Origin of the sequence: Galbibacter pacificus (assembly GCF_029603165.1) — a bacterium.
Taxonomy (GTDB): Bacteria; Bacteroidota; Bacteroidia; order Flavobacteriales; family Flavobacteriaceae; genus Galbibacter; species Galbibacter pacificus.
The window spans coordinates 1-12,997 of record NZ_JAQSVC010000001.1; the positions used below are offsets into that span (position 1 = coordinate 1).

The following is a 12,997-nucleotide window of genomic DNA, read 5'->3' on the forward strand; positions in this document are numbered from 1 at the left end:
CGAACAGAGCAGTTAAGCCCGCCAGCGCCGATGGTACTACGCAAGTGGGAGAGTAGGTCGCCGCCTTCTTTTGAGCCCCGATGCCCGGACGGACATCGGGGCTTTTTTTTGCCTTTTTTTTGGTGCTCCTTTTTATAATTTATACACTACTTGGATATTTTGACCTTAAGATAGGAATGGCTTGTTTAAGCCTAAACCATGGAATATCTAAGTCATGGATATCTCAATAGTGATCGATAGTTTACACAGCACTAAAATAACGGTTTAGAGGGGTTCTGAAGAATACTCTATATAAAATGCTTAAAATATTATTTTATGTTTGCCTGAAGAGATGTGTTGCGGGTTAGATATTAAAAGCTTTGATAACCCTCCCGAATTAATTTTTTGGCAGGACTCCGTTGGATAGAAATGAATGATTTTTTTTATACTTTTTATTTTAGGATGTAGCGTGTAGTTGCATGCTTTTTTGTTTAATGTACTGGATTTCACGGCCAGGGATTGCAGCAGCGACACACTGCCTGGCGGATGCGCCAGGGGCGAGGAACAATAGAGGAAAGCCAGACTACGCTGGAGGTGGGGACGGCATAAAAAACTCCCGAGAATAGGTGTTGCTGGTTTTTTGGAATAAAAAAAGTCCGGCTTGATGAAATACCGGACTTTCCCACACTTTAAAAAATTAAATAAATGCTTTAGTTTCTTCGAGGTTTTCTATCGCCTCTATGGTCTCTTGACCTGTTATCACGATTTCCATCCCTTTCGCGGGGTACTCTTTCTTTATAACCTTCTGGTTTTGGTATGAGTGCCTTTCTGGAAACTTTTTCCTTTCTTGTTTTAGGGTCAATGCCAAAGTATTTTACTTCGAACACATCGCCTAGATTAACTACATCGGTTACATTGTCCGTACGGTCCCATGCAAGCTCGGAGATATGGAGCAATACTTCATTGCCTGGAGCTTGGATATATTCTACTACAGCACCAAAATCAAGTACTTTAATGACTTTTACTTCATAGGTCTCTCCTTTTTCCGGCTTAAAGGTAATTGCTTCTATTTTTGCTAAAACTGCATCGATACCCGCTTGGTCAGTACCAAGAATCTCGACAACTCCTTGTTCATCCACCTCTTCGATAACAATTTCGGTTTTGGTGGCTTTTTGTAGTTCTTGAATTACTTTTCCGCCAGGTCCAATAAGCGCGCCAATGAAATCTCCTGGAATGGTAACGGTAACCATTTTAGGGGCATGTGCTTTCACGCTTTGGTTTGGAGCTGCAATAGTGTCTGTAAGTTTTTCCAAGATATGTAACCTACCATCTTTGGCCTGGTTTAGTGCTTTCTCTAGAATTTCATAAGAAAGGCCTTTTATTTTAATATCCATTTGGCATGCTGTAATTCCGTCTGCCGTACCGGTTACTTTAAAATCCATATCACCTAAATGATCTTCATCACCTAAAATATCGGATAATACAGCATACTTTTCACCATCGGTAATAAGGCCCATTGCGATACCCGATACTGGTTTTTTAAGCTGAACACCTGCATCCATTAATGCCATTGTCCCGGAACAAACGGTAGCCATAGAGGAAGATCCGTTTGATTCTAATACTTCCGAAACAACCCTTACAGTGTAGGGGCAATCAGCAGGAATCATGTTCTTTAAAGCTCTTTGTGCAAGGTTTCCATGGCCGACTTCCCTACGGGATGTTCCTCTTAATGGTCGTGCTTCTCCGGTTGAAAATGGAGGGAAGTTATAATGTAAATAGAATTTTTCTTCAGATTGTTCTGTAGGCAGATCGATTACATTGGCCTGTTTGGAAGTGCCTAAGGTAACTGTTGCCAAGGCTTGTGTCTCGCCTCTGGTAAAAATAGAAGATCCATGGGTTGATGGTAAATAATTAACTTCGCACCAAATTGGGCGGATATCGGTTGTTTTTCTACCGTCCAAACGGATGTTTTCTTCCAGAATAAGATTTCTAACGGCTTCTTTTTGTGCCTTACCGAAATATTTACCAATAAGTTCGCCAACTTCTTCCAGCTCTTCTTCGGTATACCAAGCTTCTATTTCTTCTTTTATAACGGCAAATTTTTCGCCTCTTTCTTGTTTAGAAGTATCCTCTTTTGCTACGGCATAACATTTGCTGTAAGCAAACTCCTGTATTTTGGTTGCCAAGGCTTCATCTTCGAGTTCAGACTCGTATTCGCGGGTTTCTTTTTTACCTACTTTTTCTACTAACCTTTTTTGTGCCTCACATTGTGTTTTAATGGCTTCATGGGCAAATTTTATGGCATCGGCCATTTCTTTTTCAGAAACTTCGTGCATTTCACCTTCTACCATGGCCACAGAATCTTCTGAAGCACCAACCATCATGTCAATATCGGCTTTTTCCAGTTGCTGTTTGCTCGGGTTGATGATGAACTCTCCATCAACTCTGGCAACTCTTACTTCAGAAATAGGATATTCAAAAGGAATGTCCGACAATTGTATGCATGTAGATGCTGCAAGGCCTGCCAATGCATCGGGCATTACATTTTCGTCATGAGACATTAACTGGATCATTACCTGTGTTTCTGCGTGGTAATCTTTTGGAAAAAGGGGTCTTAATACGCGGTCTACCAAACGCATGGTCAATACTTCGCTGTCGCTCGGTCTAGCCTCGCGCTTAAAGAAACCTCCGGGAAAACGCCCGGCTGCGGCAAATTTTTCTCTGTAGTCTACGGTTAATGGTAAAAAGTCAATACCGGGATTGGCACTTCTTGCAGATACCACTGTAGCTAATAGCATGGCATCTCCCATTTTTACTACAACAGATCCATCTGCTTGTTTTGCTAATTTTCCCGTTTCTAGAGAAATGGTCCTTCCATCCCCTAAATCAATAATTTCTTGTTTTACTTCAGGAATCATATAGTTTTTTAATTGTCCTGCGCAAAGCAGGTTGTTAAACAATGGGTTCCGTGTTTTTCAACGGAGTAGTTGTGTTGTTGTAGTTGTTGTTACCCAATGAAAAACTATTAAATTTAAGCTTTTTTGTATGCTTTATGCGTACGTGTTGTGTTATAATTTATTACTGCTAAAGTAGTGATTTTTAGCTTTTATAGTATGGTAATAAACTATTTTTCAATTAAAGAGAAAGTGTTTATTTATACATATAAAGTCCAGAAAAATAAAAAAGGGGGCAATTCGCCCCCTTATATCTTACTTTCTTAATCCTAATTCTTTGACGATTGCACGATATCTTTCAATATCTTTCTTCTTCAAATAATCAAGTAGGCTTCTTCTTTTACCTACTAACCTAACCAATGAACGCTCTGTGTTAAAATCTTTACGATTCTTTTTCAAGTGCCCTGTTAAGTGGTTAATTCTGTGGGTGAACAAAGCAATTTGTCCTTCTGCAGATCCGGTGTTTTTTTCGTCACCGCTATATTTTTTAAATATGTCTGCCTTTACTTCTTTAGCTAAATACATGCCAATATTTATTTAAATGATTCTTATGTATTTGATAGGCTCTCTATCATTGGGCGCAAAGATAGCAATAATTTTAGTTTCTGTTCGTTTTTGTAGTGTAAATATTTCAATAGAAATAGAAACCAAAATTTAGTATTAATTTTAATTTTTGCCTTATGAAATCTTTTTTTAGAAATGCATTAATGATCCTACTGCCTACTACATTGATTATTTCTTGTAATGATGATGATTCCAATGGTAACCCTGATGGTTCTTCTCCGGAAGCAATTACTCCTGCTGAAGTGCAAACTTCTATGGAGGCTGAAGATGTTTCAGGCGATATAGACAACGTGGTTGATTTTATGGTCGTGGCCGATTTAGGCGATACATCTGCTAAAAGTGACGCGTTAGCGTCGAAGGGATGGTTGCCCGATTGCTATACCATAAGTACTGAAGCTACTAGCGACAGTTTTATTACAACGTTCGATTTTGGCGAAGGTTGCGAAATGCCGGACGGCAAAATGCTTGGCGGAATGTTAACGCTAAGTTATCTTAAGGAAACCGATTCGACTTCGCATACCAGAACCTCCGAGGTTACTTTTGAAAACTTTACGGTAGACTCTGTTACCGTGAATGGTATGAAAACGTATCAGCATACTTTCTCTCAGGAAGAAAACCCAATGTCTTCTGTTGTTACAGATATTACTTTGACATGGGAAGACGATACTTCCATGGCGGTTTCTTCTGAAAAAACCAGGGAATGGGTAGAAGGTTTTGATAACGGAACCTGGGGAGATAGTGCTTTTTTAATTACGGGAAATGCCTCTGTTACAAATAGGGAAGGAGTTGTGTTTACTAGTGATATTAGCACACCTTTAAGAGCCGAATTGTCCTGCGACCATTTGGTGAGCGGTGTTATTGATTTTAGTAAAGACGATGCAACGGCCCAACTTGATTACGGCGATGGAACTTGTGATGACAAGGCGATGTTTACGGGGACCGATGGCGAAACCGTAGAGATAACCTTGGAGAAGAAATAGTAACAATAAGACAGCTCTTTTTGAGCGAACAAAGAGTGAAGAAAATAAAAAATCCGTAAAGCAATTGTTTTACGGACTTTTTTATGGGTTGTATAAAGCTTTTAAACCCTTATAGGTTTGTTCTGTATAAGGTCTATGTATTGATTTATATTGTTTTTTAGGTCTTTTCTGTGGGTGATAAAATCTAAAAAGCCATGCTCCAATAAAAACTCTGAAGTTTGAAAATCTTCGGGCAAATCTTTTCCAGTAGCCTCTTTAACTACACGTGGCCCCGCAAAACCGATTAAAGCACCTGGCTCGGCAATATTAATGTCCCCCAACATAGCATATGATGCTGTTGTTCCACCGGTGGTTGGATCGGTACATAATGAAATATATGGGATTCCCAAATCTGAAAGTTGGGCTAATTTGGCCGAAGTTTTTGCTAACTGCATTAATGATAATGCTGCTTCCATCATACGGGCTCCCCCTGATTTTGAAATCATTAAGAAAGGAGTTTTCTTTTTAATGGAATAATCAATGGCGCGGGCAATTTTTTCTCCAACAACACTTCCCATGGATCCGCCTATAAAAGAAAAATCCATACATGCTATAACCAAATCCTTTCCTTTGGATTTACCTACGGCAGTTCTTACGGCATCTTTTAAATTTGTTTTTTCTTGGGCCTGCTTAAGCCTGTCTGAATATTTTTTGGTGTCAACAAAGCTCAAAGTGTCTTTAGATTCGAGGTTTGGGTCCAGTTCTTTAAACTTGTTGTCATCAAATAGGATAGAGAAATACTCTTTACTACCAATCCTAACATGGTAATCGTCCTCTGGACTTACATAAAAATTTTTAGCAAGCTCGTCGGCTTCTACTATTTTTCCGGTAGGCGACTTATACCACAACCCTTTTGGGGTGTCTTTTTTTTCTTCGGTAGTGGTTTGTATACCTTTTTCTTTTCTTTTGAACCAAGCCATATTCTTCGTATAATTAAAATAAACATCCGGAAGAAGAACTTCCGGATGCACAATCAGTTTATTATAACGTATTTACGTTGTTTAAATCTTCAAAAGCCTTTTTAAGTCTGGTGATGAAGGTTTTTTCGCCTTCCCGCACCCAAACTCTTGGGTCGTAATGTTTTTTATTTGGGGAATCCGGTCCTTCGGGGTTACCAATTTGAGCCCCTAGATAATCGACCTTATTGGCCATATAGTCCCTAATTCCTTCTAAATATGCATATTGAAGGTCTGTATCGATGTTCATTTTGATAACTCCGTAACCAATAGCTTCCCTGATCTCTTCTACGGTAGATCCTGAACCACCGTGAAATACAAAATCGATGCTGTTATGTGGCACATTGTATTTTTCTGATATATATTCTTGAGAATTCTTTAAAATCTTAGGAGTAAGTTTTACGTTCCCAGGCTTGTACACTCCATGAACATTTCCAAAGGCTGCTGCAATGGTAAAGCGGGGTGATACTTTGGAAAGTTCTTCGTAGGCATAGCCAACCTCTTCTGGCTGTGTGTATAGTTTAGAATCGTCTACATCAGTATTGTCAACGCCATCTTCTTCACCTCCGGTTATACCCAGTTCAATTTCCAGGGTCATTCCCATTTTGTGCATTCGGGCCAAATATTTTTTACAGGTTTCGATGTTTTCTTCGATAGGCTCTTCAGATAAATCAATCATATGGGAGCTAAACAAAGGCTTGCCTGTTTCTTTAAAATGCTTTTCGCTGGCATCTAGCATACCGTCTACCCAAGGTAATAGTTTTTGGGCGCAATGGTCTGTATGCAAAATTACCGGAACACCATATTTCTCGGCCAATTCGTGTACGTGTTTGGCTCCGGCCACAGCTCCGGCCACAGCCGATTGTTGTCCTTCGTTGGATAAACCTTTTCCTGCATTAAACTGAGCGCCGCCATTAGAAAACTGGATAATAACGGGGGAGTTTAACGTTGCAGCAGTTTCAAGTACCGCATTAATGCTGCTGCTACCAATTACGTTAACAGCCGGAAGTGCAAATCCCTTTTCTTTGGCATAGTTAAAGATATTTTGTACTTCATCTCCTGTGGCTACACCTGGTTTAATGTTATGACTCATAAAATTTAAGTTTCGAATTTATATTTAGTTGTTTTATTAGTAATGCGTTTGCAAAAATAAGAAATTTAGATGGCTTAAAAGGGATAATTAATACCAATATTGTATACAGCATTGCCAAAATTATAGTCGGTAAACCATCTTTTACTTTTTTGATAAGAAGGGTCGTAAGTTTTAAAACCTATGTCGAAGCGTAAAACAAAGAAGTTAAAATCGTACCTGATACCAAAACCGGTCCCCAGTGCTATTTCGCTTAATGAACTAATGCCTTCAAAAACTGCGGCTTCATCGTCTACGTCGTCAAGAAAGTTCCATATGTTACCCGCATCGGCAAATAAGGCGCCTTTAAAATCCCCGATTAAATTAAACCGATATTCCAAATTGAAGGCCAATTTTAGGTTTGCTTCATTAAAATCGTTAATGTTGTCGGTCCTTCCCGGCCCCAATGAGTATGGTTGCCATGCCCTGTTGTCGTTTGAGCCCCCGGCAAAATAGCTTCGTATAAACGGTATGTTGTCGGCATTTCCATAAGGAATGGCCATTCCTACAAAACTCCGGAACGCAAGTACGTTACTTCTGGATAACCGCCAATATTTGATATAATCGAGCTCGGTTTTTACATATTGAGAATATTGTACCCCAAAAATAAGGTTGTCGCCGTTTTCGTTTTTGTCGAAATTTAGAATAGGCGCCATTGCCGATAACAAGTTTCCGGCAAATTCTATTTTACCTCTAAATTGAAAAAAATTATTGTCGTTAAAATTCCTGCGGTTATTAATAAAGTAGGTGTAGTTGCTGGCAAAGATTAAATTATTGGCCGTGAGTCGTTCCCGCTGATCTTCAACCCGGGATACTTCGTTTCGGTCGTCTGTGGAAGTGCTTATGTTTCCGTCAAGTACATCGTTTGTAAAGCCGGTTGTACCTTCGGGGATAATCAAATTGCCATTTTCGTCATAATAAGCAGGGTCTGCTTGACCGGCATATTTGGTCCCTACGTCATTTAAGTCCTCATAACTATTGTCGTACACATCGTAATAACGGTCTGTGTTTAGGTTTTTAACATATTGAACATTAATTAATTCCAGAAAGTTTTTGCGTTTGGTGTTGGGGTTCCATTTGTAACGCAGGATCCCGTTTAAGGTCTGCTTGTCCAGACCAATATTTTTTTGCAACGTGGCACCTACCGAAAAGCGGGTTTCCGGAGCCATGGATTTTGGTATGTATTTATCGGTATTGAACGGAAAGAATATCCGTGGAAAGTTAAGCCCGACATCTGCACCAAACTCTGCAATATTAAAAAAACCGCTGTCCTGTCCATCAAAATCGGACGAAGAACCGAAGGTTCCCCTAAAAGCAATGTCCAATGTTTCTGCGCCCCTAAAAATATTTCGGCTAATTAGTGAGATACTTGGAGAAATACCAATGTCTTGAATATTGGAATGTATAACATCCGAACTAAAACTAAGCGAGAACCGCGGCCTTGGCGCTAAATAAATATTTGTGTTTAATTGATTGTCGGTACTATCTACATATACATAATTTATATTTGGGTACTTAAAAACCTTTAAATTGCTTATCTGTCTGGCCGTAAGTGACCTCTCGGAATCTTTATAAACATTCCCCGGTAGAATGGCAATGGCATCGGTCAAAGCTTTTGGCCTGTATTTTAACTTGTCCTTAAAATAGATATTGTATCCATCATATTGAATGGATTGCAGGCTAGATATGTCATCGTTAAAAGAATAGTCGGCAAAAATATTTACATTTTTTATGCGATGCACTTTATAGGCCACTTCATCCAAAGAATCCCCGTCGCGCTCGGGAACGTTGTCGATGTCTACCTGAACGGGCATTTTTTGATCTTTTCCCAGCGTAGTATCCCTTTGAATATCGAAACTAATGGAATTGGGCTGAAATTTATAAATACCATTATTCGAAAAAATAGTGGTTAAGCGTTCTTTTTCTGCTTGAAAATTGTCCAGGTCAAAACGTTGTCCCGGCCGTATCCTGGAAAAACGTTTGTATCGTTCGTAAATAGAATCCAGGTCTTTGGATGGGATAGCCGTGGAAATACTGTCTATATAATATGCGGGCCCGGTTTTAAGGCGATAGTTAACAACTGCCCTTTTTTCTTTTTGGCCCGTTGTGTCCACCTCATATTCTACTATATTATTAAAATACCCCTTTGTGTCGTAATAGAGCTCTAGCCTTTCTGCCGATTTTTTAGTCTTGTTCTCATCTATAATTACGGGGGCCTCACCGGTTTTCATCAACCAGTTGTTAAAATTTATTTTATAATCGGCAACCTGCACCAGTTGTTTTTTGGATATAATCCTTTCGAATAGATTGATATCTTTTAAAGCGGTGTCCAGTTTTGCAACATAAAAAGAATCCGGGTTTTCTCTGGCAAGGTTGTACAGTGCCAACCGCCCCATATTATTGGGTCTTTGCGAAAGCAATCCTGCAACTTCTTCGTCTTTTATTTTTTCGCCATTTACAAGGATATTGTTCTTGGAAAGTAAATATTGATCATCTTTTACCCTTTTTACGGCATTACATGAGCTTATAAATAGTATTACAATAAATAATACTGTTATTTTTACAAAAAAATCTCTCAAGCGGGCAATTAATTAAATTTAACGTCAAAAATACATTATTTGGATGGTTAGCAAAAGCGAAATAAAACTTATAACGAGCCTACAACAAAAAAAGTATCGTATTAAGCATGGCCTTTTTATTGCTGAGGGGATAAAGGTAATTAATGAATTTTTGAATTCTAATTTTAAGCTGCACAAAATTTTTGCAACAGAAAAGGGTCTTTTTGATGATGATTTTGCCGTGGAGCAGATTACCAAAGATGAATTGAAGAAGCTTAGTGCTTTGAAAACGCCAAGCAATACATTGGCCGTTTTTTATATAAAGGAAACCAATCCATGCCCAGATCATGAAGGCTTGGTAGTTGCATTAGACGATGTGCGGGATCCCGGGAACCTGGGCACCATTATTAGGATGTGCGATTGGTTTGGTGTAGAAAACCTGATATGCAGCGCCAATACTGTAGATTGCTATAACCCAAAGGTAATTCAGTCCACAATGGGGTCGTTAACAAGGGTAAACATAATTTATTTAGACCTGGAACATTATTTAAAAGAGACACAAAAACCTGTTTTTTGTGCCACAATGGAGGGGGCGAATATTTATAAAACCGAAGTAGGTAACAATGCAATCCTGGTAATGGGCAATGAAGCAAATGGTATTTCTCCTTCGATACTTTCTTTAGTAAGCAAACAGGTAAGTATTCCCCGTTTTGGAAAGCTTCAGGCAACCGAAAGTTTAAACGTAGCTACGGCAACGGCAATTTTACTGAGCGAGTTTAAGCGAAGGTGATTTAACAGTTTAAGGAGTTAATAAGGGAAGAACTTAAAAAGTATAACAATTAAGGTCCCGTTTTCTTATTAATTAATTATCCGGCAATTAATAACTATTCAAAAGTAAAATTAATAAAAACACCTCTTGAATACATGCCATCAATGTTGGATGTCCAAGGACTATTGGGGTCATTGTCCGGAATTAATTCATCTGTGAGGGCAAATACACCTCTAATGGAAGGTGAAAATTTAAAATAATACAGGTAAAAATCGATTCCAAAACCTATCTCATAATAATAGGTGGTCTTTTTCATACGGAATGTTCCGGTTTCGTTGTCTTCGGCACTATCTTGGCTACTACTTAAATTGAGAGAGGTTGAAACCCCGCCAACTATATAGGGTTTAAAATTCCCAAGACGTTTGGTACTTACTTTCAACAAGAGAGGCACATGTATGTATGTAGATTTAACTTCTCTTAAAAAATCACGTTCGTCTGAAAACCCGGGAAACCCAAGATCGCGTTGGGTATAATATAGTCCGGGCTCCAACCGTAAATCAAAATAATCATTAATACGAAGTTCTCCAATGAGCCCTACATTAAAACCTATGTTTTTGGCAACCAAGACATCGGTTTTATTTTGAGCTGGATCATACTCTTTATAGTCAAATTTAAAATCGTATTGATTGAACCCTAAAAAATATCCCCAATTTATACGTTTTTTATCTTCATTTTCTAGGTTGAGAATGGGGTGTTCGTTAAACTGAGCGAATAACGTATGGCAATTGCATAGTAAAACCGGTAAAAAAAACAATACTTTTTTCATGGTCTAGGTTAAGATATTCAATATCAATATTAGTTATTTAAATGCTTTATAGATAGTTGCAACTCCAAAAGTTTGCGGTTTATCTTCCACACTTATAAACCCAATTTTACGCAAAATATTGTTGAATTCATCACCAAAAGGAAAAACAGATGCAGATTTCGACAAATATGCATAGGCCGATCGGTCTTTTGAAAACAATTTTCCTATGGTTGGCAATAGGGTTCTTGTATAAATGTTATAGCCTTGTTTATATGGGGGTTTTGTAGGGACAGAGGTTTCTAAAACCACAAAAACACCTCCCTTTTTAAGCACGCGGAATATCTCGGATAGACCCTTTTCAAGATCTTCAAAATTTCTTACCCCAAAGGCTACCGTAATTGCATCAAAGGAATTATCTTCAAAGGGCAAGGCTTCGCTGTCTCCAAGAACCATTTCAATTTTGCTGGTTAAATTCTTTTCAGCAACCTTTTGTTTTCCTATTTCGAGCATACCGGCAGAAATATCCAGACCAACAATTTTTTGGGCATTGGTTTTTAGGGCCATGTTAATGGCAAGGTCGCCGGTCCCGGTGGCAATATCCAAAATACTTTCGGGATTGGTGCCATTTATCATGGCCACCACTTTTTCCCTCCATTTTACGTCGATGCCAAATGAAATAACTCTGTTCAATCCGTCATATTTTCCCGAAATGGTATCAAACATCTGGGTAACCTGTTGCTTTTTACCTAGTTGAGAATCTTCATAAGGTGTAATCTTTTTCTCCATCTGTAAAATTTAGACAAATATACTATTTAGAATTCATCTTGTCGAGTTAATTTTATAAATGGCTGACAATCTATTGAACTAATAATAATTAATATATATTTGTAAGGTAAATTGTTTACAAAAATAAATGAAAATAATTATTGCAGGTGCTGGTGAGGTAGGCTTTCATTTGGCAAAGCTTTTGTCGTACGAATCACAAGACATAACGCTTATCGACAATGAAAAAGAGAGCTTGAATTATGCCGATACCCATTTAGATATTAAAGTGCTAAGAGGTGATGCAACTTCTGTGTCTGTTTTAAAGGAAGCCAGGGTTGATTCTTCCGACCTTGTTATTGGCGTAACCGCATCTGAAACTACAAATATTACCCTTTGTTTACTTGCAAAGCAATTGGGATGTAAACGTACCATTGCCAGAATATCCAATACCGAGTTCATTCATAATAAAGATGAAATAAAATTTGACAAACTTGGTATTGATGAGTTGATTTCGCCCGAAAAACTGGCTTCTGAAGAAATCCAGCTATTACTCGACCAATCTGCTTTTAACGATAGTTATGAATTTGAAGAAGGGGCCCTCATTATGGTAGGGACTTCCTTGCAGCGGACGGCCCCTTTTGTGGGGAAAACCGTACAAGAAGCCGCTAATATTTTTCCCAAACTGCATTTTATGCCCATAGCAATACAGCGGTTTGGTACACAATACACCTTAATCCCAAGAGGTGATGCATATTTTAAGGAAGGCGACCAAGCATATTTTGTTACCCTCAAGAAAGGTGTGGACGAATTGTACAAGCTTACTGGAAAAACCAAAGAAGACATTAAGAATGTAATGATTCTGGGCGGGAGCAAAGTAGGATTTAAAACAGCAAAAAATCTTTGTAAAAGTAAATTCAGGGTGAAGCTTATTGAAAAAGACAAAAATAAAGCTTTCGACCTGGCCGATGAATTGCCCAATGCATTAATAATTAATGGAGACGGAAGGAATGTAGACTTACTTGAAGAAGAAAATATTAGCGATATGGATGCTTTTATTGCCGTTACCGGGAATTCTGAGACTAATATTATGTCCTGTTTAATGGCAAAATCTAAAAATATTAAAAAGACAATCGCGCTTGTCGAGAACATGGATTATTTTCAGTTATCACAATCCATTGGAATAGATACCCTTATCAATAAAAAATTATTGGCCGCAAACAATATATTTAGGCACATCAGGAAAGGCGAAGTGGTAGCCTTGACCAAATTGAACAATTTAAATGCAGAAATGCTGGAGTTTATAGTAAAACCATCTTCTGCGGTAACTGGTAAAATTATAAAAGACCTGGATTTTCCCCGTTCTGCAATTATTGGGGGCGTAATAAGAAATGGAAACGGCATTATTGCATTGGGGGATTTTAAAATTGAAGCAGGAGACAGGGTTGTGGTTTGTTGTTTGCCGAGGTCTATTTCCAGGGTAGAAAAACTTTTCTTATAAC

10 protein-coding genes are annotated in these 12,997 nt (G+C 38.4%); 3 read left to right on the forward strand and 7 right to left on the reverse strand.

From position 1 onward, the window contains the following. Nucleotides 1-689 precede the first annotated feature (689 nt). Together PSF86_RS00005 and rpsO are read right to left on the reverse strand one after the other, a co-directional pair. The gene (locus PSF86_RS00005; RefSeq protein ID WP_277898005.1) at nt 690-2,897 is read right to left on the reverse strand and encodes a polyribonucleotide nucleotidyltransferase; all 2,208 of its coding nucleotides are present in this window, start codon (nt 2,895-2,897) and stop codon (nt 690-692) included. A 291-nt stretch (nt 2,898-3,188) separates the two neighbouring features. Beyond that, nucleotides 3,189-3,458 carry a 30S ribosomal protein S15 gene (rpsO, locus tag PSF86_RS00010; protein ID WP_277898006.1) on the reverse strand — a complete coding sequence of 90 codons (270 nt, stop codon included), beginning with the start codon at nt 3,456-3,458 and terminating at the stop codon, nt 3,189-3,191. A gap of 155 nt (nt 3,459-3,613) precedes the next feature. Here rpsO and PSF86_RS00015 point away from each other — a divergent pair, with 155 nt between their 5' ends. Beyond that, complete coding sequence (locus PSF86_RS00015; protein WP_277898007.1) at nt 3,614-4,477, forward strand: hypothetical protein; 864 nt, start codon at nt 3,614-3,616, stop codon at nt 4,475-4,477. A gap of 101 nt (nt 4,478-4,578) precedes the next feature. Here the strand turns inward: PSF86_RS00015 and accD are convergent, their stop codons facing one another. The 3 genes from accD to tamL form a co-directional block, all read right to left on the reverse strand. Next, nucleotides 4,579-5,436, reverse strand: coding sequence for an acetyl-CoA carboxylase, carboxyltransferase subunit beta (gene accD, locus PSF86_RS00020; protein WP_277898008.1), 858 nt, complete (start codon nt 5,434-5,436; stop codon nt 4,579-4,581). A gap of 61 nt (nt 5,437-5,497) precedes the next feature. Beyond that, the gene (gene fbaA / locus PSF86_RS00025) at nt 5,498-6,565 is read right to left on the reverse strand and encodes a class II fructose-bisphosphate aldolase (RefSeq protein WP_277898009.1); all 1,068 of its coding nucleotides are present in this window, start codon (nt 6,563-6,565) and stop codon (nt 5,498-5,500) included. A 74-nt stretch (nt 6,566-6,639) separates the two neighbouring features. After that, the gene (tamL, locus tag PSF86_RS00030) at nt 6,640-9,180 is read right to left on the reverse strand and encodes a translocation and assembly module lipoprotein TamL (RefSeq protein ID WP_277898010.1); all 2,541 of its coding nucleotides are present in this window, start codon (nt 9,178-9,180) and stop codon (nt 6,640-6,642) included. 43 nt (nt 9,181-9,223) lie between these two features. Here tamL and PSF86_RS00035 point away from each other — a divergent pair, with 43 nt between their 5' ends. Continuing rightward, a complete protein-coding gene (locus tag PSF86_RS00035) occupies nt 9,224-9,949 on the forward strand; it encodes a TrmH family RNA methyltransferase (protein WP_277898011.1) in 726 nt (241 codons plus the stop codon). A 94-nt stretch (nt 9,950-10,043) separates the two neighbouring features. Here the strand turns inward: PSF86_RS00035 and porT are convergent, their stop codons facing one another. Both porT and ubiE read right to left on the reverse strand, forming a co-directional pair. After that, on the reverse strand, nt 10,044-10,754 hold the full coding sequence (porT, locus tag PSF86_RS00040) for a type IX secretion/gliding motility protein PorT/SprT (protein ID WP_277898012.1): 711 nt from the start codon (nt 10,752-10,754) through the stop codon (nt 10,044-10,046). Between the two features lie 33 nt (nt 10,755-10,787). Beyond that, complete coding sequence (gene ubiE / locus PSF86_RS00045) at nt 10,788-11,519, reverse strand: bifunctional demethylmenaquinone methyltransferase/2-methoxy-6-polyprenyl-1,4-benzoquinol methylase UbiE (RefSeq protein ID WP_277898013.1); 732 nt, start codon at nt 11,517-11,519, stop codon at nt 10,788-10,790. Nucleotides 11,520-11,646: 127 nt separating this feature from the next. Here ubiE and trkA point away from each other — a divergent pair, with 127 nt between their 5' ends. Then, nucleotides 11,647-12,996: a Trk system potassium transporter TrkA gene (trkA, locus tag PSF86_RS00050; RefSeq protein ID WP_277898014.1), complete on the forward strand. Its 1,350-nt coding sequence runs from the start codon at nt 11,647-11,649 to the stop codon at nt 12,994-12,996. Nucleotide 12,997: the final 1 nt, after the last annotated feature.

What these genes read in the sequence shown, in the direction of transcription:
- PSF86_RS00005 (WP_277898005.1), bottom strand. Translation starts at nt 2,897, where the DNA reads ATGATTCCTGAAGTAAAACAAGAAATTATTGATTTAGGGGATGGAAGG.
- rpsO (WP_277898006.1), bottom strand. Translation starts at nt 3,458, where the DNA reads ATGTATTTAGCTAAAGAAGTAAAGGCAGACATATTTAAAAAATATAGC.
- PSF86_RS00015 (WP_277898007.1), top strand. Translation starts at nt 3,614, where the DNA reads ATGAAATCTTTTTTTAGAAATGCATTAATGATCCTACTGCCTACTACA.
- accD (WP_277898008.1), bottom strand. Translation starts at nt 5,436, where the DNA reads ATGGCTTGGTTCAAAAGAAAAGAAAAAGGTATACAAACCACTACCGAA.
- fbaA (WP_277898009.1), bottom strand. Translation starts at nt 6,565, where the DNA reads ATGAGTCATAACATTAAACCAGGTGTAGCCACAGGAGATGAAGTACAA.
- PSF86_RS00035 (WP_277898011.1), top strand. Translation starts at nt 9,224, where the DNA reads ATGGTTAGCAAAAGCGAAATAAAACTTATAACGAGCCTACAACAAAAA.
- porT (WP_277898012.1), bottom strand. Translation starts at nt 10,754, where the DNA reads ATGAAAAAAGTATTGTTTTTTTTACCGGTTTTACTATGCAATTGCCAT.
- ubiE (WP_277898013.1), bottom strand. Translation starts at nt 11,519, where the DNA reads ATGGAGAAAAAGATTACACCTTATGAAGATTCTCAACTAGGTAAAAAG.
- trkA (WP_277898014.1), top strand. Translation starts at nt 11,647, where the DNA reads ATGAAAATAATTATTGCAGGTGCTGGTGAGGTAGGCTTTCATTTGGCA.